Source organism: Streptomyces sp. NPDC041814 (assembly GCF_055590565.1).
The window spans coordinates 461275-484832 of sequence record NZ_JBVJAM010000002.1; the positions used below are offsets into that span (position 1 = coordinate 461275).

At 73.4% G+C, this 23558-nt stretch carries 24 protein-coding genes; 10 read left to right on the plus strand and 14 right to left on the minus strand.

Going from position 1 to position 23558, the window contains the following annotated elements:
* The first annotated feature begins 68 nt into the window (after nt 1–68).
* Nucleotides 69–716 carry a TetR/AcrR family transcriptional regulator gene (locus ACZ6C6_RS07445; RefSeq protein WP_469200857.1) on the plus strand — a complete coding sequence of 216 codons (648 nt, stop codon included), beginning with the start codon at nt 69–71 and terminating at the stop codon, nt 714–716.
* A gap of 10 nt (nt 717–726) precedes the next feature.
* On the opposite strand, the gene ACZ6C6_RS07450 is transcribed toward ACZ6C6_RS07445, so the two are convergent.
* From ACZ6C6_RS07450 to ACZ6C6_RS07470, 5 genes are all read right to left on the minus strand, one after another.
* The gene (locus tag ACZ6C6_RS07450) at nt 727–981 is read right to left on the minus strand and encodes a DUF6332 family protein (RefSeq protein ID WP_469200050.1); all 255 of its coding nucleotides are present in this window, start codon (nt 979–981) and stop codon (nt 727–729) included.
* A gap of 88 nt (nt 982–1069) precedes the next feature.
* Complete coding sequence (locus ACZ6C6_RS07455; RefSeq protein WP_469200052.1) at nt 1070–1531, minus strand: iron chaperone; 462 nt, start codon at nt 1529–1531, stop codon at nt 1070–1072.
* 52 nt (nt 1532–1583) lie between these two features.
* The gene (locus ACZ6C6_RS07460) at nt 1584–2237 is read right to left on the minus strand and encodes a glyoxalase (RefSeq protein ID WP_469200054.1); all 654 of its coding nucleotides are present in this window, start codon (nt 2235–2237) and stop codon (nt 1584–1586) included.
* 5 nt (nt 2238–2242) lie between these two features.
* Nucleotides 2243–2716 carry a helix-turn-helix transcriptional regulator gene (locus tag ACZ6C6_RS07465; RefSeq protein WP_469200056.1) on the minus strand — a complete coding sequence of 158 codons (474 nt, stop codon included), beginning with the start codon at nt 2714–2716 and terminating at the stop codon, nt 2243–2245.
* Nucleotides 2717–2783: 67 nt separating this feature from the next.
* Entirely contained in the window at nt 2784–3323 is a 540-nt protein-coding gene (locus tag ACZ6C6_RS07470; RefSeq protein ID WP_469200058.1) for a CGNR zinc finger domain-containing protein, read from the minus strand.
* A gap of 154 nt (nt 3324–3477) precedes the next feature.
* On the opposite strand from ACZ6C6_RS07470, the gene ACZ6C6_RS07475 reads away from it, so the two are divergent.
* The 4 genes from ACZ6C6_RS07475 (at nt 3478) to ACZ6C6_RS07490 (ending at nt 7577) form a co-directional block, all read left to right on the plus strand.
* Nucleotides 3478–4749: an MFS transporter gene (locus ACZ6C6_RS07475; protein ID WP_469200060.1), complete on the plus strand. Its 1272-nt coding sequence runs from the start codon at nt 3478–3480 to the stop codon at nt 4747–4749.
* 175 nt (nt 4750–4924) lie between these two features.
* Nucleotides 4925–5311, plus strand: coding sequence for a hypothetical protein (locus ACZ6C6_RS07480; protein WP_469200062.1), 387 nt, complete (start codon nt 4925–4927; stop codon nt 5309–5311).
* 77 nt (nt 5312–5388) lie between these two features.
* Nucleotides 5389–6909, plus strand: coding sequence for a hypothetical protein (locus tag ACZ6C6_RS07485; protein ID WP_469200064.1), 1521 nt, complete (start codon nt 5389–5391; stop codon nt 6907–6909).
* Between the two features lie 11 nt (nt 6910–6920).
* Entirely contained in the window at nt 6921–7577 is a 657-nt protein-coding gene (locus ACZ6C6_RS07490; RefSeq protein ID WP_469200065.1) for a DUF6461 domain-containing protein, read from the plus strand.
* Nucleotides 7578–7611: 34 nt separating this feature from the next.
* Here the strand turns inward: ACZ6C6_RS07490 and ACZ6C6_RS07495 are convergent, their stop codons facing one another.
* The 6 genes from ACZ6C6_RS07495 to ACZ6C6_RS07520 all read right to left on the minus strand — a co-directional run bounded on the left by ACZ6C6_RS07495 (nt 7612) and on the right by ACZ6C6_RS07520 (nt 12728).
* Nucleotides 7612–8442 (minus strand): ABC transporter ATP-binding protein, encoded by an 831-nt coding sequence (locus ACZ6C6_RS07495; RefSeq protein ID WP_469200067.1) that lies wholly within the window; start codon nt 8440–8442, stop codon nt 7612–7614.
* Nucleotides 8439–9518 carry a FecCD family ABC transporter permease gene (locus ACZ6C6_RS07500; RefSeq protein ID WP_469200069.1) on the minus strand — a complete coding sequence of 360 codons (1080 nt, stop codon included), beginning with the start codon at nt 9516–9518 and terminating at the stop codon, nt 8439–8441. Before ACZ6C6_RS07500 ends, ACZ6C6_RS07495 begins: the two co-directional genes overlap by 4 nt.
* Nucleotides 9515–10525: a FecCD family ABC transporter permease gene (locus ACZ6C6_RS07505; protein WP_469200071.1), complete on the minus strand. Its 1011-nt coding sequence runs from the start codon at nt 10523–10525 to the stop codon at nt 9515–9517. The genes ACZ6C6_RS07500 and ACZ6C6_RS07505 overlap by 4 nt, the downstream gene beginning before the upstream one ends.
* A gap of 36 nt (nt 10526–10561) precedes the next feature.
* A complete protein-coding gene (locus ACZ6C6_RS07510) occupies nt 10562–11605 on the minus strand; it encodes an ABC transporter substrate-binding protein (RefSeq protein WP_469200073.1) in 1044 nt (347 codons plus the stop codon).
* A 145-nt stretch (nt 11606–11750) separates the two neighbouring features.
* Nucleotides 11751–12446 (minus strand): type 1 glutamine amidotransferase, encoded by a 696-nt coding sequence (locus tag ACZ6C6_RS07515; protein WP_469200075.1) that lies wholly within the window; start codon nt 12444–12446, stop codon nt 11751–11753.
* Nucleotides 12447–12518: 72 nt separating this feature from the next.
* Complete coding sequence (locus tag ACZ6C6_RS07520; RefSeq protein WP_469200077.1) at nt 12519–12728, minus strand: hypothetical protein; 210 nt, start codon at nt 12726–12728, stop codon at nt 12519–12521.
* A 194-nt stretch (nt 12729–12922) separates the two neighbouring features.
* Between ACZ6C6_RS07520 and ACZ6C6_RS07525 the strand changes: the two genes are divergently transcribed.
* The 5 genes from ACZ6C6_RS07525 (at nt 12923) to ACZ6C6_RS07545 (ending at nt 19888) form a co-directional block, all read left to right on the plus strand.
* Nucleotides 12923–15031 carry a cellulose binding domain-containing protein gene (locus tag ACZ6C6_RS07525; RefSeq protein WP_469200079.1) on the plus strand — a complete coding sequence of 703 codons (2109 nt, stop codon included), beginning with the start codon at nt 12923–12925 and terminating at the stop codon, nt 15029–15031.
* Nucleotides 15032–15160: 129 nt separating this feature from the next.
* Complete coding sequence (locus ACZ6C6_RS07530) at nt 15161–16411, plus strand: NAD(P)/FAD-dependent oxidoreductase (protein ID WP_469200081.1); 1251 nt, start codon at nt 15161–15163, stop codon at nt 16409–16411.
* Nucleotides 16408–17607: a lycopene cyclase family protein gene (locus ACZ6C6_RS07535; protein WP_469200083.1), complete on the plus strand. Its 1200-nt coding sequence runs from the start codon at nt 16408–16410 to the stop codon at nt 17605–17607. The genes ACZ6C6_RS07530 and ACZ6C6_RS07535 overlap by 4 nt, the downstream gene beginning before the upstream one ends.
* Nucleotides 17604–18338 carry a class I SAM-dependent methyltransferase gene (locus ACZ6C6_RS07540; RefSeq protein ID WP_469200085.1) on the plus strand — a complete coding sequence of 245 codons (735 nt, stop codon included), beginning with the start codon at nt 17604–17606 and terminating at the stop codon, nt 18336–18338. The genes ACZ6C6_RS07535 and ACZ6C6_RS07540 overlap by 4 nt, the downstream gene beginning before the upstream one ends.
* On the plus strand, nt 18335–19888 hold the full coding sequence (locus tag ACZ6C6_RS07545) for an FAD-dependent oxidoreductase (RefSeq protein WP_469200087.1): 1554 nt from the start codon (nt 18335–18337) through the stop codon (nt 19886–19888). The genes ACZ6C6_RS07540 and ACZ6C6_RS07545 overlap by 4 nt, the downstream gene beginning before the upstream one ends.
* Before the next feature lie 6 nt (nt 19889–19894).
* Here ACZ6C6_RS07545 and ACZ6C6_RS07550 read toward each other — a convergent pair whose 3' ends face one another.
* The 3 genes from ACZ6C6_RS07550 to crtI are packed head-to-tail and all read right to left on the minus strand — an operon-like array spanning nt 19895 to nt 23425.
* Nucleotides 19895–20902, minus strand: a complete 1008-nt coding sequence (locus ACZ6C6_RS07550; RefSeq protein WP_469200089.1) for a DUF5914 domain-containing protein — start codon at nt 20900–20902, stop codon at nt 19895–19897.
* The gene (locus tag ACZ6C6_RS07555) at nt 20899–21885 is read right to left on the minus strand and encodes a phytoene/squalene synthase family protein (protein WP_469200091.1); all 987 of its coding nucleotides are present in this window, start codon (nt 21883–21885) and stop codon (nt 20899–20901) included. The genes ACZ6C6_RS07550 and ACZ6C6_RS07555 overlap by 4 nt, the downstream gene beginning before the upstream one ends.
* Nucleotides 21872–23425 (minus strand): phytoene desaturase family protein, encoded by a 1554-nt coding sequence (crtI, locus tag ACZ6C6_RS07560; protein ID WP_469200093.1) that lies wholly within the window; start codon nt 23423–23425, stop codon nt 21872–21874. Before crtI ends, ACZ6C6_RS07555 begins: the two co-directional genes overlap by 14 nt.
* Between the last annotated feature and the right edge of the window lie 133 nt (nt 23426–23558).

The window sequence follows — 23558 nt, forward strand, 5'->3', positions numbered from 1 at the left end:
CAGAGGGAGAAGCCATGGCACAGCAGCGGCGCCGGGCCGACGGGGGACGCCGCCGGGCTTCGCATTCGATGGAGTCCGTGCTGACCGAGGCGGTGGCCCTGCTGGACGAGGCCGGCGCGCCCGCGCTGACGTTCCGCGCGCTGGCGCAGCGCCTGGGCGGCGGTGTCGCCAGCATCTACTGGTACGTCGAGAGCAAGGACGAACTGCTGGACCTCGCCACCGATCACGTGGTGGGCACGGTGCTCGCCGACATCGAGAAGATCCCGCTCGGCGACGACCCCATCGACGATCTCCGTGCGATGGCCATGACGCTGTTCCACGCGATCGTGGACCGGCCCTGGCTCGGCGCGTACCTCATGCGCAACACCAGCCTCCAGACCAATTCGCTGCGCCTGTACGAGAAGCTGGGCCGGCAGACGCTGCGGCTGAAGCTCGACGCGCGCCAGCGGTTCCACGCGGTGTCCGCGATCGTCGGGGTCGTCGTCGGCTCGGCCGTCGACCTGGGCCAGGAGCCGCCGCAGGAGGTCCTTGACGGTGCCGTGGACCGCGAGGAGTACCTGCGCCACTTCGCGCGTACCTGGCGCGAGCTGGACCCGGCGGACTTTCCCTTCGTCCACGAGATCGTCGACGAGTTCGACGGCCACGACGACGTGGACCAGTTCCGCGCCGCGCTGGACCTGACCCTGGCCGGCCTGCGCCTGCAGGCCGGAGCGTGAGCCCGGCGGCTCAGTGACCCTCGCGCCGCCGGGCGTCGAACCGGCGCAGCACCCGCACCACGCGCCACACCCCGGCCGCCGCTCCGAGCAGCGCACCTCCGGTCAGTGTGCGTGCACGTGCCGGTCCGGTGACGTCGAACGCCAGGGCGGCGGTGAAGAACACCGCGTAAACGGCCGCCCCCAGCACGGCGGCCGTCACCAGAGCGAAGACGATCTCCACCGTCATCGCGTCCTTCTCCCACCGTGACTCGCGCCCCATGTCCATGGCGCAAGTCTCACATCGCTGCCGCCCCCTGGCGCCGGGTCGGGGACGATCCGGCGCCAGGGGGCGGCCGTGAGGGAGTGCCGGAGGCTCAGCCCGCCGCCTTCCTGACGAGCGCGGTGATCTGCTCCTCGGCAGCGGCGGTCAGCTCGGTCAGGGCGTACGCGGCCGGCCACATCGCGCCGTCGTCCAGCGCGGCCTGGTCGCTGAAGCCGAGCGTCGCGTACCTCGACTTGAACTTCTCCGCGCTCTGGAAATGGCAGACGACCTTGCCGTCCCTGGCATACGCCGGCATGCCGTACCAGAGCTTCGGCGCCAGCTCGGGAGCCGTCTCTCGGACGATCTTGTGGATGCGTTCGGCGAGGGCGCGGTCGGCGTCCTGCATCTCGGCGATCTTCGCGAGGACGTCCTGCTCCGCCGCCGCCTCCTTCTCCGCCCGGGACGCGCCGCGCCGGGAGGCCGCCTTCTTCTCCTCGCTGGCGTGCTCCTTCATCGCGGCCCGCTCCTCGGCGGTGAATCCGCTGTAGTTCTCGGAGGACTTCGACGTAGCCATGGCAGGGGTTCCTTTCGTACGGGTGAAACAGGGCGAAGAACGGGTGTGCGGGTCAGGCGTGGCCGTCGGAGGCGGTGGGCTCCCAGGCGAAGCCGTCCGGGTCGGTGAAGGCGCCGGCGGCGCCGCCGAGGACGATCCGGTGGGACGCGGCCGGGTCGTCCGGGACGCCCAGGTCCTTGGCGAGTGCGCGGCGCTTGTACAGGGCCAGCTTGACGGCGGAGGACTCGCCGGGCACGAACTCGGCGTACTTCCCGCCGAAGCTCTTGCCCACCGCCAGCCCCCGGTCCACGTAGAACTGCTTGGTGGCCTTCACGTCCCGGACGCCGAGCAGCAGGACGAACTCATCGATCTCGCGGGTGGCCGGGCCGGTGTCCTTCTTGGCCGAGGTCGCGACCTTCCAGATCGCCCCGTCCGGGGCTTGGACGACGCCGCCGTATCCCCACAGCGACTTGGCGGCCGGCTTCAGCACGGTGGCCCCGGCGTCGACCGCGGCGGCCACGAAGCCGTCGACGGTGGCCGGCCCGGACACGGTGAGCGCCAGGGTGAAGCCGCGGAAGCCGGGGTCCTCGGCCTCGCGGGCTCTCAGCCCGACGTACGTGTCCACCCCGAAGGCGGCGTAGAAGCGGCGGGCCTCCTCGACGTCGGCCACCTCAAGGGTGACGGAGGAGAGCGAGCCGGCGGGCTTGGTGTCGGTGGTGGTGTCCATGAACTTCACGTTAGGGGCCAGGCCGGTGCCGGGGCTTCTTGATTCCTGACCGCTCTCGCGACCCGCTGCGCCAGGCACGGCGGCAGCCCCTCGATGCCGTCGGGCGTGTCCGCTCCGTCTTCCGCGAGGCGGCGGAAGCGCTCCGGCGTCAGACCCACCAGCTCGGTGAAACGGGCGGTGAATATCCCCGGGGTGGCACAGCCGACCGCCGCGCACACCGCGTCGACGCCGAGCTCGCCCCGTAGCAGCAGCGTCGCGCGGTCCACGCGACGGGCCGTCAGGTAGGCGTACGGGGACTGCCCGTAGACGGCCCGGAACCCTTGGCTGAGGCAGCCGGGCGCCATGTCCGCCCCGCGTGCGAGCGCCACCACGTCCAGCGGCGAGGCGTAGGTCCGGTCGATCAGGTCGCGGACGCGGCGCAGCCGCGCCACGTCGGCCGGGCGCTTCCCCGGAGTACTTCGTGCGGGTGAGATGTCCATGTCGAGCAGGCTAGGTACGCCCCGGCGGCCCCCGCTTCTCGATTCCTGACGAGCCCGGCCGGGTGTCTCAGACGGTTTGGCGCTTCCGGGTGGCGTAGGCGCGGGACTTGTTGCGGTTGCCGCACACCTTCATCGAGCACCAGCGGCGGCTGCGGTTCTTCGAGACGTCCCAGAACGCCCAGGCGCAGGTGTGTTCCGCGCAACGCTTGAGCCGGGCCGCGTCGCCGGTCGTGACCAGTTCGTTCCAGGCGATGGCCAGTGCGGCCAGGGGGCGGCGCTCGGGCGGCAGGCCCGGGGCGGCGGTGAGCGTGCCCCGGGCGGTGACCAGCACCGGGTGCGCGGCGAGCACCCGCTCGGCGGCGGCGAGCAGCTCGGGGTCGGGCGTGTCGCCCACGTGCGCGCCCAGTTCCTCCCTGAGGCCCGCGCGCAGCGCGAGGTAGTCGGCGTGCACGTCCGCCGGAAGCTCCGCGGGGGCGTCGAGGAGACCGCGCCCGGCGAGCCAGGTGGACAACCCGGCGGCGGTGGCGATCTCGTCGCTCGCCTCCTCCACGTCGACCGTGTTGGCGAAGGCTTCGACCAGGACGGCCGGGACCGGCTGCTCCAGCATGCGTGTCACTCCTTCCACCCCCCCACCACTCTACCGGCTATCGCTTTTACCGGTTGCGCGGTGCGGGCGGCGTCAGGCACAGTCTTCTCACCGGCTAACGCGTTAGCCGGTGAGGTGGTGTGTGCCGCCGAGACGACCAGGGGGATGGACGGCCATGACGACGACAACGCTCGGACAGACGGACACCGCGACGGCGCGGCACGACCCCCGGAAGCGCCGCGGGTCCCGCAACACCACCGTCCTCGTGGCCTTCACCGCCGCGACCAACCTCGCCGACGGCGTGATGAAAATGGCCCTGCCCCTGCTCGCCGCCCAGCTGACCGGCTCACCCGCACAGGTCACCGCCGTCTCCCTGACCCTCACGCTGCCCTGGCTGCTCATCGCCCTGCACATCGGCGTCCTCGTGGACCGCTTCGACCGCCGCCGACTGCTCTGGGCGGCGAATGGCATGCGTGTGGCCGCGATGGCCTGGCTCACCTTCTCCTCCGTCACCGACGGCATCGCGCTCCCCGTGCTCTTCGCCGCCGGGGCGATCCTCGGCATCGCCGACGTGGCGGCCTCGACCTCGGCATCCGCCCTGGTCCCGGCAGCGGTGCCGCCCGCCGGACGGGAACGGGCCAACGCCTGGATGGTGGGCGCGGAAACCGTGGGACAGGAATTCGCCGGCCCCTTCGTCGGAGGACTGCTCCTCGCCGCCGGAACCGGCCTCGCCCTGGGCGTGACCGGCGCCTCCTACGCCCTCGCCGCCCTCTCCCTGCTCCTGCTCGTGGGCCGCTTCCGCCCCGCCGCACCCGCCCCGGACGCGGCACCCGCGTCGGTCAACAGCCGCATCGCCGAAGGCGTACGTTTCCTCTGGAACGACCGCCTGCTGCGCACCCTGTCCCTGATCGTCGCCGTGCTCTCCGCCGTCTGGGGCGCCTGGCTGGCGCTCATGCCGCTCTACGCCCAGCAGGCCATGGGGCTCGGATCCCGTGAGTACGGCATCCTGCTCAGCGCCCTCGGCGTCGGCGGCCTGGCCGGGGCGTTGACGGTGACCTGGGTCAACCGGGTCCTCGGTGCCCGGCGCGCGATGTTCGCCGACCTGATCGGCACCATCGCCATGGTGGCGCTGCCCGCGCTCACGACGAGCCTCTGGGCGGTGGCGGCCGGCGCCTTCCTCGGCGGCATGGGCGGCACCCTCTGGTCCGTCAACGCCCGCACCCTTACCCAGCGCAGGGTTCCGGACGCGATGCTGGGCCGTTACGGTGCGGCATCCCGCCTCTTCAACTTCGGCGCCATGCCGGTGGGCGCCGCCGTGGTGGGGATCGCGGCCGAACTGGGCGGCATGCGCCTCGCGTTCGGCCTCTTCGCCGCCGCGACCGCCGTCACGCCGGTGCTGTTCATCCGGAACGTGCCGCGGATCGTCGCGCGGCCGGTCGGCCGATGAGGAAGGCGGGAGGTCCGGCCACGGGGGCAGGGGACGGGTGCCCCGGACCCCGGGGCGTGCGATGTCCCGCGGCCGTCTCAGGTGTGTCACCGGCGAGCACGATTCATGTATGCGGCAGCTTCTTGTGGGTAGCGTCGGTCTCGCTCGAAGTCCGATCGCCCATGCAAGGAGCCACATGAAGTTCCGCAGGACCGGCACCGCGGCAGGCACGTTCATGCTCGCCGCCGCCGCACTCGCCATGAACGCCGGCAGCGCCTCCGCCATCGACTGGGACCACACCAAGTCCTACGACGGCGTGACCGTGTACTTCGAGGAGCACGGCGACATCGTCAAGGTCTGCGACTCTGCGAAGAACGGCCGTTCGGCATCGGTCATCGTCTACGAGGACAGCCCCGGCGACGTCGGCTACTCGATGACCGTCTCGTCGGGCAAGGGCGACTGCAAGTCGCACCGTGCGAGCGATGGAGCGAGGTACAACCCGCTGGAGAACCACTACGTGTACTTCCAGCTCGACCCGCACACCACCACGCACTACACGGTCAAGTGGTTCAACGACCACTGATGACGAGGCACGTCTGATCCGGCGGCGCTCCGACCCCTCGCGGGCGGGGCGCCGCCGCGCGACGTCAGAATGTCTCCGTGAACCCTGCCCTGTGCGGACTTGCCGCCAATCCGAGCGTGCCGCCCGAGCTGATGGACCGCCTGATCGCCCTGGCGGACGACGAGATCGCGGCGAACCTCGCCCGGCGGGACGACCTCAGCCACGCGCAGGCGGTCGCGCTGGCCTCCCGGGTCGCGGAGAGCGCGGTGGGGCTCGCTCACGAAGGCCGGCTGACCTCTGAGGACATCGACCCCGCGACGCAACCGGACGCCGCCCTCGCCCTCCTCTCCGAGGGCCGGGCCCGGATGCCGCAGTGGGCCCGCCTTCTCGCGGCCGACCCGGACGCCGGGCGCCGGGAAAGGCTCGCCGCCTGCCCGGGGCTTCCGCCCGATGTGACGGAGACGCTGGCCGCCGACCCGCGCGCGGAGGTCGTCACGGAGCTCGCGCTGTGGACGACGGCGGAGACGGCCACGAGGCTCGCGGTCCACCCCCACGCCGAGGTCCGCCGCGGCGTGGCGGCCAACGAGGCGACGCCACCGGACGTACTTGCGGCTCTGCTCACCGGCGAGGGGCTGCCTCCCGCGCAGCGATGCCTGGTCTGCGACCGCGAGGAGACACCGTTCGCCCACGCCCCCCACTGCCCGCGGCCGGACTGCGATCTGCGGCCGGGGGCCTCCTGCGACGGCTCCCACGAGTCCACCCTCCACGAGACGCAGCAGACGGCACTCCGCAACCCGGCCACACCCGTCGCAGCCGCCGCCGCCTTCGTGGACCACCCGTCGCTGCTGCTGCGCTGGGCACTCGCGGCCCGCCCCGACCTGCCCCCCGGCATCTGCGCCCGGCTCGCCGCCGACACCAATCCCGGTGTACGAGGGGACCTCGCCGAAAACCCCGCGGTGGACGACGGCCTGATCCGCGTACTGGCCACCGACCGCGACCCGGAAGTGCGGCGCAGGCTCGCCCACAATCCACGGGTACCGCTCGATGTGCTGACCCACCTCGCAGGTACCACCCGGATCGGAGCCACCCTGCTGCCCCGGATCGCCGCCGCGTCCCCCGCCGAAGCGGCGGAGCTGGCCGCATCGCCGCAACCGGCCGCGCGGATGCTGCTGGCCCGGCGTCGCGATCTGGCGCCGGCGGTACGCGATGCGCTGGCCGCGGACTCCGACGCGAAGGTGGTGAGGTCCATCGCCCCGCACCCGGGCCAGTCGGAGGCCCGACTCGCTTCCATGCTGGACCGGTTCGGAAGCCAGGTCGCCGCCGGGGTGGCCGCCAACCCGGACGCGACGCCGGCCCTTCTGGCGAGGATCGCCCGCCACGTGCCACCGGTGCGCAGGGCGCTGCGCGAGATCGCCGGGCACCGCCACGCACCCGCGCCGGCCCTGCTCGCCTGCCTGCGGGACGAACGGGCGAGGCCCATCGCCGCCGCACATCCGGCGCTGCCACCATCGGTGATCGAGGAGCTGCTCACCGACGCCGACTGGCAGGTCGCGGAGGCGGCGGCGGCCGCCAACCCGTCGCTGGCGCGGGCCGCGATGGCGGAGCTGGTCGCCTTGTAGGGTGCGGCGGTATGACACGTGACGTACCCGCGCCGGCGCGACGCCCGGATCCGGCGAAGTGGCAGGAGCTCGTCGCCCGTTACGCGTGGGCCGATGCCGAAGAGCCGATCGCGTTCACGTTCTCCGCCACAGCCGGAAAAACGGAGGACGAGGTCATACGGGCCTTCGGCGGCGACCCGGGGGCGTGGCGGCCGATGACCTTCGACGAGGCGGCGGACGAGCAGGCCGACCACCTGTACCAGGAGCACCACCTGCTCGGTGTGGTGACCTCCGGGCCGCACGTCATCGCCATCGAATCGGGCTACTACGGCTGCATCCCGGAGATCGCCCGCCGCGCCTCCGCCGACGGCGGAGAGTTCTTCAGCGTCTACGCGGACGTCAACGCCGGTTTTCAGGTGATGCACGCACTGGACGGCACCGTTGACGGCATGTTCGACCCCTTCGAAGTCGAGGACGCGGCCTGGATGGAACCGAAACCGGACGTCCCCGCCTGGGCGGAGGGCATCGACTTCCATGCGGAGACTCTGTGCGCGGAGTCCTTGGCCCTCATGGAACACACCATGGGCGCGGCGATGGACCCCACCTGGCTGACCACTCCTCTCCGCACGGTGCTCCTCACCCCGGCCTCCGACCTCTTCCGCCGGGCGGAGGCGGCTTGGCTGCCGTAACAGGACCGCGGCAGGTGGTACGACCGCGGCGGGCCTACGCGCTCTCCACCGGTGCCGCCGTCGACGGCTGCCAGCTGTACCCCGGGACGACGAGGCGACCGCCCGTCAGGGGATCCGGGATGATGACGGACGACAGGCCGAAGACCTCCCGCACCATCTCCTCGGTGACGACCTCGTCCGGCGCCCCCTGCGCCACGATGCGCCCGTCCTTCATCGCGACGAGGTGATCGGCATAGCGGATGGCCTGGTTCAGGTCGTGGAGCACGGCGACGACGGTGCGCCCGCGCTCCAGGTTGAGGCGGCGCACCAGGTCCAGGACCTCCACCTGGTGGGCGACGTCCAGGTACGTCGTGGGCTCGTCCAGCAGCAGGAGTTCGGTGTCCTGCGCCAGGGCCATCGCGATCCACACCCGCTGGCGCTGACCACCGGAGAGCTCGTCCACCGGACGGTCGGCGAGGGCTGCCGTGTTCGTACGTTCCAGGGCCTCGCTCACCGCCTGCTCGTCGGCCTCCGACCACTGCTGCCACCACTTCTGGTGCGGCTGGCGGCCCCGCGCCACGAGATCGGCGACGGTGATGCCGTCGGGCGGCGTCGGGGACTGCGGCAGTACGCCGACGGTCCGCGCGATCTCCTTCGCGGGGAGGCCCGCCAGTTCCGCGCCGTCCAGCAGTACGGCACCGCGGCGGGGCTTCAGGAGCCGGCCGAGCGCCCGCAGGAGCGTGGACTTCCCGCAGGCGTTGGGCCCGACGACGATGGTCACCTTGGCGTCGGGTATCTCCAGGTCCAGGCCCTCGACCACGGTCCGGTCCTCATAGGCGAGGGTCAGGTCGTGCGCCGAGAGTCGGCTGGCGGACGGACGGCTCATGACGAGATGCCTCCGGAACGGCCACGGGTACGGACGATGAGCCACATCAGGTACGGCGCGCCCACCACGGCGGTGAGGACACCGGTCGGCAGCTCGACCGGGGAGAACAGGCGGCGGGCCAGCAGGTCGGCGACCACGACGATCAGCGCCCCGGTCAGCGCCGACGACAGCAGCGGGGTCTGTGCCGTGCGGGTCAGGCGGCGCGCGATCTGCGGGGCGAGCAGCGCCACGAAGTCGACCGGTCCGACCGCGCCGGTGGCCACCGACGCCAGGACGACCCCGAGCACGGTGAGCCCGAGCCGGACCCGGCCCAGACGCACACCGAGCGCGGTCGCCGTGTCGTCGTCGAACGACGCGCCGCGCTGTGCCCGCGCCGCCCACAGGGCCGCCGGCAGGCCGATCAGGAGCACGAGGGCGAGGGGGCCGGCCTCCTCGTAACCGCGGCTGTTGAGCGAGCCGGTGAGCCAGACCTTGGCCTGCTGGGCCACCAGGTAGTCGCCCTTGGTGAGCAGCAGTTGCGTCAGCGAGCCGAGCGCGACCGACACACCGATGCCGACCAGGACGAAGCGGGAGGAGTGCAGCCCGCCCCGCCACGCGAACACGTACACGAGCAGGGCAGCCGCCAGGCCACCGGCCACGGAGACATACGGCAGCGCGTCGGCGGCGACGGCGTTGAAGCTCAGCGCCGCCACCGTGGCCGCACCCGCCCCGTGCGTGACGCCGATGACATCGGGGCTGGCCAGCGGGTTGCGCGCGACGGTCTGCACCAGCGCCCCCGCGACACCGAACGCCACCCCCGCGAGGAGCCCCACGACCAGGCGCGGCAACCGCAGCGTGCCCACGACGAGTTCGTCGGGACTGGGGCGGCCGAGCAGGACGCGTACGACCTCGGAGGGCGCCACGAACGATTCACCGACGCACAGGTACGCCACGACCGCGCACGCCAGCAGCACCGCGAGCGTCACGGCGACCACGGCCGCCCGGCGGTGCACGAGGAAACTCGCCCGCCCGCGCCGCAGTACGGCATGCCCGCCCGGGCGCGGACGGGGTACGACGGTGGCTTCGAGGTTGCTCACGCGGCCACCGCCTTCCGGCGCCGGACCAGCGCGATCAGGAACGGCACACCCAGCAGGGCGGTCATGACCGCCACCGGCACCTCCGAAGGCGGAAAGAGAACACGTCCGAGCACGTCGGAGCCGAGGATCATCACCGGACCCAGCAGGGCCGCCAGCGGCAGCACCCAGCGGTGTGCCGTGCCCACCAGCGCGCGGGCGATGTGCGGGACGGCCAGACCGGTGAAGGCGATCGGGCCCACCGAGGCCACGGCCGCCCCGGTGAGTACGAGCGCACCGAGCGCACCGAGGACCCGCAGCCGCCCGACGTTGTTGCCGAGATTGCGCGCGGCGTCGTCGCCCAGCGCGAGCGCGTCCAGGCCCCGGGCGATCATCGCGACCAGGATCGTCCCGGCCACCACGAACGGCCACACCTGGGCGATCACCTCGCCGTCGCGCCCGCTGAGCGAGCCGACCTGCCAGAACCGGAACTCGTCCAGGGCGCGCGCGTTGGTGGTGGCGACCCCGGACACCAGCGAGGCGAGGAACGCGTTCATCGCGGCCCCCGCCAGGGCGAGTTTCACCGGCGAGGCCCCGCCGCGCCCGCCGCTGGCGACCGCGTACACGCCCACCCCGGCCAGCGCCGCTCCGGCGAACGCGAACCACACGTAGCCGTTCAACGAGTGCACCCCGAAGAACGCGATGGCGGTCACCACGCCGACCGAAGCGCCCTGGCTCACACCGAGGATGCCCGGCTCCGCGATGGGGTTGCGGGTGATCCCCTGCATGACCGTTCCCGCGAGGGCGAGCGCGGCGCCCGCGAGCACGCCGACCACGGTCCGGGGCACCCGCAGCGCGCGTACCACCTGGGCGTCGTCGCTGCCGCCGTCGTGGAACAGCGCCTGCAGCGCGTCCCCCGGCGCGATCTGGCGGCTGCCGACGGTGAGGCTCAGCAGGACGGCGACCAGCAGCATCGCCGCACCGGCCAGCAGCCAGCCCGCCCGCCGGCGGGTGAGGTTGGGTGGCGGCATGCGCCGGACTCACTCTCTCTTCTCGGACCGCGGCCCTCAGGCCGTCAGGTACTTGTCGAGGTCGTCGAGGACCGCGTCGGCGGCGGTGACACCGAGGCCCAGGTACCAGGTCTCGTCCGGCACGTCGAAGGCGTGGCCGTCCTTGACCGCCTTCAGGTTCTTCCAGAGCGGGTTGGCCTGCGCCTTGCTCTTGTCGGTCGCCTTGGCATCGCCGTACACGCCCGTGAAGATGAAGTCGGCGTCGGCCTGGTCGATGTTCTCGGCGCTCACCTCGGCCGCCAGGTCCGCGATGTCCTGGTTCTTGGGACGCGGGATGCCGACGTCCTTGAGGATGGTGCCGATGAAGGAGTCGTTGGCGTAGAGGCGGATCAGGCCGTCGGGCAGGTAGCGGACCATCGACACGGTCGGCTTGTCCGCCCCCAGCTTGTCCCCGAGGGCCTTGGCCTTCTTCTTGTACGCGGCGAGGTTCGCCTCGGCCTGCGCCGTCTTGTCGAGCGCGGCGGCGTTGAGGAGGTAGTTCTCCTTCCAGGTGAACCCGGGCCGGATGGAGAAGACGGTGGGCGCGATCTGCGACAGCTCGTCGTAGGAGTTGGCGGCGCGCAGCTGGCTGCCCAGGATCAGGTCCGGCTTGAGCGCGGCGATGGCCTCCAGGTTGAGGCTGTTGATCGTGCCGATGTTCTTCGGTGTGCCCGCGTCCTTCTTGAGATAGGACGGCAGCTCCGGCGACCCCTCGGTCGGCGCGAGGCCGACCGGCTTCACACCGAGCGACACGACGTTGTCGAGCTCGCCGACGTCGAGCACGACCACGCGCTTGGGCTGCTCCTTGATCTCGGTGCTGCCCATCGCGTGCTTGACCGTACGCGGCCACTGACCGGGCTTCGCGTCCGTGCCGAGCGCAGCGGTCTTCGCCGCCGCGTCGCCGAAGTCCTTGCCGCCCTTGGCGACCGACTTCGAGTCCTTGGACCCCTGGGAGGACGAGCCGCCGTCCTTCCCGGAGGAGTCGGCGCCGCACGCGGCCAGCGACAGTGCGGCAGCGACGGCGAGAGCGACTGCGGCTGTACCACGGCGCCGATGTGACATGAACGTGCTCCTCGTTGGTTCACCTTTAAATGATTAGGTGAGGCTCACCTTATGCCAACGTTATCCGTGGGTTGTACACGGGGGGACGGTGTCCGCACGGCGCACCGGGGCGCCGCCGCGGGGAGGCGGGCCGGGGGGCGCCGGATCAGGCCCCGCACACCACCGCGAACCGTTCGGTGAAGGCGGACCACGCCGCGACCGTCGCCGGCTCGTCGGCCGCCGCCCGAGCGTGGAGCCGGTCCCGGTCGACGCCCCGGGCGGCCAGCCGGTCCCGGTCCCACGTGGTGATGTTCCGGGCCTCCGCCTCGGGGTGGAACTGCACTCCCCAGGCCCGGCTCCCCACCCGGAACGCCTGGTACGGGCAGCCGTCGCTGGAGGCGAGCCAGACCGCCCCCGCCGGAAGGCGGGTGATCGCGTCGATGTGCCGCTCGATCGCGGGCACCTTCTCGTCCAGCCCCGAGAACAACGGGTCGTCCGCCGCTTCCGCCCGCAACCGGATGATCGTGCTGCCGAACTCGGGCTCCCCGTGCGCGGCACGCACCGTCCCGCCCGCCACCTGCGCCAGCATCTGCCCGCCCAGGCAGATCCCCAGCATCGGTGTGCCCTCCGCCAGCGCCTGCCCGACCAGGCGGCGGGTGGCGGCGAGCCAGGGCGCGCGTTCGTCGTCGTCGGGAAGGAAGCCGCCGCCGAGCACGACGAGCGGACGGCCCCCGAGTGCGGAGGGCAACGCCTCACCGGCGTACGGGCGCAGCACCCGCAGGCCGAGCCCTGCGGCGCTCAGCCAGGCACCGACCCGGCCGGGACCCCCGCGCGCGGTGTTCTGCACGACCAGGACGGACACCGGACCTCGGCCTCCTCGTACGGGGCGCACTGCCCCGCGACGCCGGTGGTACGCATGACGAGCGGGTCGGGGTCAGGGCGCCGGGATCCGGACGACGGGATTGAACGGGCGCTTGACGAACCCGCTGCGGACGTTGCGGCACGTCGGCGCCTCGCACATGAAGAACTCGTCCACCTTGGTGCGCCCCGTCCGCGTCCTCAGCCAGGTCTTCTCGTCGTCGGTGAGGGGGCGGTGGGTCTCGTCGGAATCGCAGGTGAAGCAGTACAGGGTCTGAGGCTTCATGTGATCTCCCAGAAGTTCCGGATGAGCCGGTCATCGACAGTAGAGAAGACCGCGGCCGCTCCGGAAGCCCCCATTCGGCGCTCTTTCGGTGCCTGTCGCCGCCGTTGACAGGGCGTCACGTCCTCCCCATGATGGGAGCGCTCCCACACCTGTCCCACTCCACCGTGCCGCCGAGATCCCAGGGAGGATCACCCATGGCGCCAACGCACAGACCCGCACGCGGACCGGCCCGCGCCGCCGCCGTCCTCGCCGCCTCGCTCGCGCTGCTGGCCTCGCTGACCGGTGTGGCCCCCGCCGCGCCTCAGGCCGCCGCCGACGACGCGGACGTCGACGTCCAGGTGAACGCACAGGCGGCGCTGGGCACGCTGACCGGCGCCGCCCGCGGGGTCAACACCGCCATCTGGGACTCGCACATGAACGACCCCGAGGTGGCGGACCTGATGACGGCGGCCGACGTCGGGGTGATGCGCTACCCGGGAGGTTCGTACGCGGACATCTACCACTGGGAGACCCACACGGCGCCCGGCGGCTACGTCGCCCCGGGCACCGGCTTCGACGCCTTCATGGGCACCGTCCGCGACGCCGGGGCGCAGCCGATCCTCATCGCCAACTACGGCTCCGGCACCCCCGAGGAGGCGGCCGGCTGGGTCAGGTACGCGAACGTCACCAAGAAGTACGGTGCGAAGTACTGGGAGATCGGCAACGAGATCTACGGCAACGGCCACTACGGCAGCGGCTGGGAGAACGACGAGCACGAGGACAAGAGCCCGCAGGAGTACGCGCGCGAGGTGCGCGCCTACGCGGCGGCGATGAAGGCCGTCGACCCCACGGTCAAGATCGGCGCGGTCCTCACCAGCCCGGGGGAGTGGCCGGACGGAGTCGTCGGCGACGGCGACGCGGGCGACTGGAACCACACCGTGCTCCCGGCCGTGGCCGACGTCATCGACTTCGTCAGCGTGCACTGGTACGCGGGCGGCTCGGACACCACCGCCGACGCCGCCCTGTCGAAGCTGGCCAAGCTGCCCGGCGAACTCCGCGAGGTGCGCAACCAGATCGACCGGGTCGCGGGTGCCCACTCACCCGACATCGGGATCGCGCTCACCGAGATCAACACCAACACCGGTGGCGCCCGGCTCACCGCCCGCCCCAACGGCCTGTTCGCCGCCGACGCGTTCATGACGGCGCTGGAGAACGGCGTGTTCAACGTCGACTGGTGGAACACCCACAACGGCGCGGGCGAGATCACCACCGTCGACGGTGAGACCGACTACGGCGACATGGGCATGCTGTCCAGCGGCGGCTGCACCGGCGACGTCTGCCAGCCGGCGCCGAACACGCCCTTCCACCCGTACTACGGGATGAAGATGACCGCCGAACTGGGCACCGCGGGCGACACGATGGTCGCCGCCGCGTCCTCCGCGCAGGACGTCTCGGCGCACGCCGTGCTCCGCGACGACGGGCGGCTGAGCGTCATGCTCGTCAACAAGGACCCCGACAGCGCACGGACCGTCGCCCTCGACTACGACGGCTTCACCCCGTCCGCCACCGCGCCGGAGGTCCGCCGCTACGCGCGCGGCGACAGCGACATCACCGAGGTCACCGACGGCGACGCGTCCGCGTCCCGGGTCACGGTGCCCCCGTACGCCCTGCTCACCGTGACGCTGGAACCGAAGACCGGGACGGGGCCGGGCGCTTCGGCCGCGGGCACCCCGGGCACTCCGCGCCTGGACGCCGTCACCGACACCACCGCGCGCCTCACCTGGAACGGTGCGACGGGCGCGACCCGGTACCTGGTCCAGGAGCGCGACGGCGCCCACACCCGCCTGGTCGGCGAGACCACCGGCACCTCCGTCACCCTTCGGAACCTGCCGCCGGGCAGCACCCACACGGTCAACGTGCTGGCCGCCGACGCGGCGGGAAGGCTCTCCGGCGCGTCCTCCCCGCTGACCTTCAGCACCGGCACCCCGGCGGACGCGGTCTGCTCGGTGACCTACCACCGTGACTCCAGCTGGGGCAACGGCTTCGTGACCACCGTGACCGTACGGAATCTGGCGGGCACGCCGATCACGGGCTGGACCGTGGACTGGGACTGGCCGACGACCGGCCAGTCGGTGGACTCGGGCTGGAACGCCACGTTCCACCAGACCGGTTCCCATGTGCGGGTCACCGCTCCCGACGGCGCGGGCCCGCTGGCGCCGGACGGCGGTTCGACCGCCTCCTTCGGGTTCGTCGGTGCCAACGACGGCCCCAACCCCGACCCGGCCGTCTTCCGTCTGAACGGGGCGGTCTGCTCGGGCGGCTGACCCCCGCGCACGGGGAGCCCGGCTTCCGGGGCTCCCCGTGCGTCACCCGGTCCGCACATGCGTGGCTCCTCGCATCGGCCCGCGGAACGTGGTCCGCTGGACCGAATGACCGCCGGGGCGAGGAGCAGCATGACCGACGAGCACCGCCGGCCCACGGACGCCGTCGTCGTCGGAGCCGGTCTGGCCGGCCTGGCCTGCGCGCTGGATCTCTGCCGCTCCGGACGGAAGGTGGTCCTCCTCGAGGCGTCCGACTCGGTGGGTGGCCGGATGCGCACGGACCGCCGGGACGGATTCCTGCTCGACCGCGGCTTCCAGGTCTTCAACACCTCGTACCCGCAGGTGAAACGGCGCCTGGAGCTGAGAAGCCTGCGCCTGCGGCCGTTCACCGCGGGCATCATCGCCCACACCCGGACGGGCCCCGTCCGCCTCGCCGACCCGACGCGGGAACCGGGCGCGGTGGGGGCCCTGCTGCCGGGCCGGGTTCTCTCCGCCCGCGATCTGGGCATCCTCGCGGCACTCACGGCACGCGACGCGATGCTCCCCGTTTCCTCGGTCAGGCGCCGCCGCGACGAAACCACCTCGGCGGCGCTGTTCCGGGCCGGCCTGTCGGATGACGTGATCACCGGTGTACTGCGGCCGTTCCTGGCGGGGGTGTTCCTGGAGGACGGGCTCGACACCTCCGCCCGCTTCTTCCACCTGGTCTGGCGGAGCATGGTGCGCGGGACGCTGTGCCTGCCCGCGCAGGGCATCGGCGCCGTGCCCCACCAGCTCGCCCAGGGCCTCCCCGACGGCGTACTCCGGCTCGGCGCCCCCGTCGCGGAGATCACCGAAACGGGCGCCGCCCTGGAGGACGGGAGCGAGGTCCCCGCGAGCATCGTCGTGGTGGCGACCGAACCGGCCGCCGCCGCCCGCCTGCTGCCCGGCCTCGCTGTGCCGGACACCCGCACCGTCACGACGTACTACCACGCCACCGACCGCACCCCGCTCGCCGAACCGACGCTGCTCGTGGACAGCATCGGACCGGTCCTGAACACCTGCGTGCTCAGCGAGGTCGCCCCCACATACGCGCCTCCCGGCACCGCGCTGATCTCCACCTCCGTGCTGGGCGCCGACCTCCCGGGCCGTGACCAGGCGGTGCTGCGGCGGCTGGCCGACCTGTACGCCACCGACACGAGCGGCTGGACGCCGATCGCCGCCCGCACGGTCGAGGGCGCCCTGCCGGCCATGCGCCCGCCCTGGCCGCTGAGCCGCACCACCCGCGTCCGCCCGGGCCGCTACGTGTGCGGCGACCACCGTGCGACCGGCTCCGTCCAGGGCGCCCTGGCCTCGGGGACCCGGGCCGCCCGGGAGGTGGCGGCGGACCTGGCGCGCCGGACATGAGCCGCTGCGACGTGGCCGTCGTCGGGGGCGGCGCGGCCGGCCTCAGCCTCGCGCACCGGCTGACGGAGACCGGCGCCGCCCGGGTGACCGTGATCGAGCCCCCCGACGGCCCGGAGCGCCCGGCGGAGCGGACCTGGTGCTACTGGCACGCGGGGGCGGACGGCCTCGACGAGGCGGTCAGCGCGTCCTGGTCCGTGCTGCGCGTGCACGGCGCCGACGGCCGGCCGGTCACCGTCGAACCGGCTCCCTTCACCTACCGCATGGTGCGCTCCGCCGACTTCGAACGCCTGGTCCACGGGCGCCTGGCCCGGGCGGACGGCGGACACCTGCTGCGGGCCACGGCGGGCGCGGTGCGCGCGGTGCCCGGCGGGGCCGAGATCCGCTGCACGCTGCCGGACGGTTCCACGGTCGATGTGCGCGCCCGCCGCGTGTTCGACTCCCGGCCCCTGCCGGCCCTGCCGCCCGCGCGCACCCAGCTGCTCCAGCATTTCCGCGGCTGGTTCGTCCGGACCGGCGGCGACCGGTTCGATCCCGGGGTCGCCGACCTCATGGACTTCCGCGTTCCCCAGCCCGCCCACGGGCTCGCGTTCGGCTACGTGCTGCCCCTGGCCCCGGACCGGGCGCTCGTGGAGTACACCGAGTTCTCCCGCCGCCCGCTGACCACCCGGGCGTACGATGCGGCGCTCGACGGCTACTGCCGCGACGTCCTCCGGCTCGGCGCGCTCACGGTGGAGCGTACGGAGCAGGGCGTCATTCCGATGACCGACGCCCGATTCCCGCACCGGGCCGGGCCCGCCGTGTTCCGGATCGGCACCGCGGGCGGCGCCACCCGCCCGGCCACCGGCTACACCTTCGCCGCCGTGCAACGGCAGAGCCGGGCCATCGCCGCTGCCCTGCGCGACGGCCGGGCGGCCGTCCCCGCCCCCCACGGACGGCGGGCGCTCGCCATGGACGCCATCGTGCTCCGCGCCCTGGACACCGGCCGGATCGACGGCCCGGACTTCTTCACCGGCCTGTTCCGCCGCGTTCCGGCCGAAAGGCTGCTGAGGTTCCTCGACGGCACGGCCTCGCTCCGGGAGGAGTGGGGCATCGGACTGCGCACCCCCGTCAGGCCGATGCTCGCCACCGCCGCCGAACTGCCCTTCCTCCCGCGCCGGGCCCGGCCGGGCACCCGAGACGGAGAGAGCCGGCCATGACCCTTCTGCGCGACCACGACCTGGCCCGGGCCTTCGACCACGCCTCTCGCACCTACGACGGCCTGACCTCCCTCAACCCCGGCTACCGCACCGACCTCCTGCGCTCGGCCCGGCGGCTCCGGCTCCCCGGGGGCGGCGCCGGACTGCACCTCCTCGACCTCGGATGCGGCACCGGCGCCTCCACCCGCGCCCTGCTCACCGCCGCGCCCCTGGCCAGGATCACCGCCGTGGACGCGTCGGCGGGCATACTGCGCCGCGCCCTGACCAAGCCCTGGCCGGCCCGCGTGCGCTTCCTCCACCTGACCGCGGAGGAACTGGCCACGGCCGGGGAGGGGCCCTTCGACGCGGTGTTCGCCGCCTACCTGTTCCGCAACGTCACCGACCCGGACGCGGTCCTCGGGTCCGTCCGGACCCTGCTGGCGCCGGGCGGACGCCTCGCCGCACACGAGTACAGCCTCAGCGGCTCCCGGGCGCACCGGGCGCTGTGGACCGCCGTCTGCCACGGGGTGATCATCCCGGCGGGCACACTCACCGGCGACCGCGCCCTCTACCACCACCTCTGGCGCAGCGTCACCTCCTTCGACACCGCACCCGTCTTCGCCGAGCGGCTCGCCCTGGCCGGTCTGACCTCGGTGCGGGTCGTCCCCGTCGCCGGATGGCAGAGGGGCATCGTGCACACCTTCCTCGCCCGCAACGGCCACCCGGCCCCGACACCGGAGCACGCCGCGTGAACGCCCGACCCCCCGCCGCCCGTCGCGGCCGCGACCGCAAGGCCGAAGTCCTCCTGCCCGCACCCGGCGCGGCACGCTTCGGACGAGGTGACGCACCGTCCGTCGCCGTCGTCGGGGGCGGAATCGCCGGCCTGTCCGCGGCGACCCTGCTGGCCGAGCGCGGCGCCCGGGTGACCCTGTACGAGAAGGAGGACGCACTCGGCGGCCGCCTCTCCGGCCACCGCACCGTGCTGGCCGACGGCTCACAGGTGACGATGACCCGCGGGTTCCACGCCTTCTTCCGTCAGTACTACAACCTGCGCGGCCTGCTCCGGCGTACCGACCCCGCCCTCGCCCGCCTCGTCCCGCTGCCCGACTACCCCCTGCGCCACAGCGGCGGCCTGACCGACAGCTTCGCCAGGGTCCCGAGGACGCCGCCCCTCAGCGCGCTCGGCTTCGTCGCGCTCAGCCCCACTTTCGGCCTGCGCGACCTGGCCGCCATGGATCCCCGGTCCGCGCTCCCGCTCCTCGACGTCCGCGTCCCCGAGGTGTACGAGCGCTTCGACGGCGTCGGCGCGACCGCCTTCCTGGAGAGCGTGCGCTTCCCGGAGGCCGCCCACCATCTGGCGTTCGAGGTGTTCTCGCGCAGCTTCTTCGCCGACCCGCGCGGGCTGTCCGCCGCCGAACTGCTGCTGATGTTCCACATCTACTTCCTCGGCTCGTCCGAGGGCCTGCTCTTCGACGTACCGGCCGAGCCCTTCCCGCAGGCGCTCTGGGAACCTCTCGCCGCCTACGTCGACGGCCTCGGCGCGGACATCCGGACCGGGACGCCCGTGCACCGGATCGCCCCTCGTGACGGCGGCGGGGCCCACGTCCACACCGCGACCGGCACCCACCGGTACGACGCCGTGGTGCTCGCCCTCGACACCGAGGGGCTGCGGCACACCGTCGCCGCGTCCCCCGGCCTCGGCACCGCACGCTGGCGCGAGGGTGTCGCCGCCCTGCGCACCGCACCGCCCTTCCTCGTCTCCCGGCTCTGGCTCGACCGCCCCGTCCGCGCGGACCGGCCCGGCTTCCTCGGCACCAGCGGCTACGACGGGCTCGACAACATCAGCACCCTGGAACGGTACGAGGGCGAGGCCGCCCGCTGGGCCGCGCGTACCGGGGGCTCCGTCGTGGAACTGCACGCGTATGCCGTCGATCCCGGCGCCGAACACAAGGAGGTGCAGGAACGGCTCATCGACCGGCTGCACCGCGTGTACCCGGAGACCCGCGACGCCCGCGTGGTCGACTCCCGGCACGAGTGGCGCTCCGACTGCCCGCTCTTCGAGGCCGGCTCCCACTCCCTGCGCCCCACGGTGTGCACCCCGCACCCCTGGCTGGCCCTCGCCGGGGACGCGATCCGCTGCGACCTGCCCGTCGCCCTCATGGAACGGGCCGCCACCACCGGCTTCCTGGCGGCGAACACCCTGCTCGCCGACCGGGGCGTCCGGGGGCAGGTGCTGTGGACGGTGCCCAGGAGGGGCCGCTCCCGCGTGCTCCGCGCGCTCGCCGCGGCAGGGCGTGCCTGAAGCGCCTCAGCCCGGGAAGCGCCCGGTGCTGCGCAGTGTCCAGCGCCTCTCCGCGTACGCCAGGTCGTCCACCCACAGCCGCCCGGCGGTACGGCGCATCAGCGGCCGCAGCACCGGGGCGACGGCCCGGGCGAGCGCGAAGCCCGGCCGGTCCGACGCGGCGACCGTCGCCTCGACCACGGCGGTGCGCGGGCGCTCGTGGTCCGGACGGGTCAGGGGTGTCGCGTGCGTCTCCACCACGGAGGACGCGCCCTCGCCGTCCGTGATGCGCATGACGACGGTGCGCGGCCCCGGCGCCGTGAACTCCGCCCGGACCGGGACCACCAGGCGCCCGGCCACCCGGAAGGACACGTCGACCACGAAGGCGTCGTCCCCCTCGCCGCGCGGTTCACGCACCACCGAGAGGTCGATGAACGAGTACGGGTGGAACCACGAACCGTGCCACGGGTCGAGCCGGTTGGCCACCACGTCCTGCGGTTCGCAGCGCCCGACCGCCGTGAACACCGCGTCCACCGCGCCACCGCGCGCGGGCCGTACGGGGACCACGGGCCGCTCGGTGGGCTCCTCACCGCCCACCTCGTCCAGCCGCACCCACACCAGTACGCCGTCGTCGTACACCGGGAAGGGCTGCCACCCTGCGAACGGGGCGCCGTCCAGGGCGAGTCCGTGCCAGTGGCACACCAGCGTGCCGCAGACCACCCGGCTGTCCCGCAGCGGTGCCCCCAGGTGCGGGCAGACACCGGACCCTGCGCGCGGCTCACCGCCTGCCGCACGCCACAGCACGACCTCCGTGCCGCCGACAGTCCGGCCGTACGGGCGGTCACCGACGCGCACCTCGCGCGAGGCGCCCACCACGTACCAGTTGCCGGAAGGGCGGGTCGTGGCCCGCTTCAGCGCCTCGGCGACGAGTGCCGGACGCGCGTCGCGCCAGGTGGGCTCCTGCGCCGCCCAGCCGGGGCCGGATGCCCGCAGCCGCAGCGGCGGCGACCACCGCCTCCCGTTCCGCCGGCTCACCGCACCGGCTCCTTCCGCCCGGCTTCCGGGCCGTCCGCCACCGCCCGGCCGCGTGCCCGCCACCGGGCCCCGGCAACGCTCAGCACCCCGGCGGCGGCCGTGGCCGCGCGGCGTCGCCGGGAGACCACCGCACGGCGGTGCAGGACGCGGTAGTCCTGCTCCGCGACCGCGTCGAGGATTCCGCCGTAGAGGGTGAACGCCGCGCGGATACAGGGGCGCACCCGGGGATCGAGCATGCCGATGCCCGGTTCCGCCGTCCGGTACACCCCGCGCGTCAGCTCCGTCGCGGCCACCAGTGCGGCCCGGATGCGGGCGTCCCCGCGTCCGGTGCGCCGGCTCCACTCCAGCAGCGCCCGGTCCACGCCGTGGGAGGACAGCAGATCGCCGGGCAGGTAGACGCGGCCCCGGTCGAGATCCTCGCCCACGTCCCGTACGAAGTTGGTCAGCTGGAACGCCACCCCCAGCGCGGCCGCGTGCGGCTCGGCCTCCTGCCGGGGCACGACCGTACCGAGCACCGGCAGCATCTGCAGACCGATCACCGCGGCCGAACCGTGCACGTATGTCTGCAGGTCGGCATAGGTGGGGTAGTGGGTGACGGTCAGGTCGGACCGTATCGAGGTCAGGAAGTCGGCGAACAGGTCGTGTCCGATGCCGTACCGGGAAGCGGTGTCGGCGACCGCCCGGACCACCGGCTCGTCGCCCGTTCCGGTCCGCAGCCCGTGCGCCAGGTCGCTCTCCAGGCGCAGCAGCAGCCGGTCGCGCTCGGTGGGGGTCCGGTGCCGGTCCAGGTCGTCGACGATGTCGTCGGCCCAGCGGGCGAAGCCGTACAGGGCGTGCACGGCGGACCGCCGCTCGGGGGGCAGGAGGCGGGTGGCCAGGAAGTAGGTGCGGCCGTGGCGGGCGTTGAGCTCCCGGCACCGGGCGTACGCGGTGCGCAGCCCGGGATCGGTGATGCCGGCCGCGTCCAGTTCACGACGGGTCATCGGCACCTGCCCGGACCAGGGGGGAGGAGGCCGTGTGCGTCCGGCGGGGGCGGAGCCCGGTGACGCCGGTGATCCGGGCGGCGGCCAGCTTGCCGCTGAGGAGCACGGTCGGCACGCCGACGCCCGGTGTGGTGCCGCACCCCGCCAGGACCGCGTTCTCCGTTCCCCGCACGAGGTTGCGCGGCCGGAAGGGGCCGGTCTGGGCGAAGGTGTGGGACAGGGAGAACGGGCTGCCGGCGGCGTGGCCCCGGGCCGTCCAGTCGAGCGGGGTCACCAGAAGCTCCTCCTCGATGCTGTCCGCGAACCCGTCCAGGCCCCGGCGTTCGAGTTCGCGGACGAGCGTGTCGCGGTAGCGCGGGCCGAGATCCGCCCACGCGGTGGCCGGGGGGCCGGTCGTGGTGTTGGGGCAGGGGGCGAGCACGTAGTGCAGATGGCGGCCCCGGGGCGCCAGCGAGGGGTCGTGCGTGGTGGGGCGCGTGATCAGCAGTGAGGGGTCGCTCATCAGCTCGCCCGTACGGGTCAGCTCCTCGAAGGTCCGCTCCCACGCGGCGCCGAACGAGAGGGTGTGGTGCGCGAGATGCGGCCAGGTGCGGTCGGTCCCCGCGTGCAGGACCACGGCGGACGGCGAGTGGCGCGGCCGGACCGGACGCCGGGGGCGGTGCCCCAGCAGCGCGTAAGCGGCGGGCAGCTCGCAGCTCAGCACCACCGCGTCGCAGGCGATGCGCTCGCCGGTCACCAGCCGCACGGCCCGTACCCGCCCCGCCGAACGCTCCAGCGCGCTCACCTCGGACGCCCACCGCAAATCGGCACCGGCCTCCGCCGCCGCGTCGGCCATGGCGCGGGGGAGGGCGTGCATGCCGCCCTTCGGGAACCAGACGCCGGCCACGGTGTCCATGTACGCGATCACGGCGTAGGCCGCGAGCGCGCGGGCCGGGGCCACACCGGCGTACAGCGCCTGGAACGAGAAAACCCGGCGCAGGCGTTCGTCGGAGAGGAAGCGGCCGATCCGGCCGTCAAGACGTCCGAATCCGCCCAGCGCCGCGAGCCGGGCCAGGTCCGGGTGCAGCAGCCCGAACGGCGAGTCGAAGTTCGTGTCGATGAAGCGGCTCATCTGTGCCCGGTACAGACGCTCCAGCCACCGCCGCAGGTCGCGGCAGCCCGCAGCCTCCGCCGGGCCGGCGAAGCGCCGCACCTCCGCCTCCATCGCCTCGCCGTCGGTGTGCACGTCGAGCGAGGACCCGTCCGCGAAGCAGGCCCGGTACGCCGGATGCAGGGCCGTCAGCTCGACGCGGCGGTACAGGCTGTCGCCCACGGCGGCGAACGCCTCGTCGGCCAGGTGCGGCATGGTCAGCACCGTGGGGCCGGTGTCGATCCCGAACCCGCCCAGCCGGACCCGCCCCGCCCGGCCTCCGGGACCCGCGTCCCGTTCGACCAGGGTGACCCGGCGGCCCGACCCCAGCAGGTGCAGAGCACAGGCCAGTCCGGACAGCCCCGCACCCACCACGACGACATGGCCCGTGGGCCCCGGCACGCCTCTCACCCGGCCCCCATTCCGCTCGTGCACGCACGCCGGCCTCCTGCCGGAGCGCACATCGGGCGATCTCACCCCAGCCGTCGCCGGACGGGGGGCGCGGCACGGCATGTCGCTCCGGGATTCCTCCAGTTGGCGTACG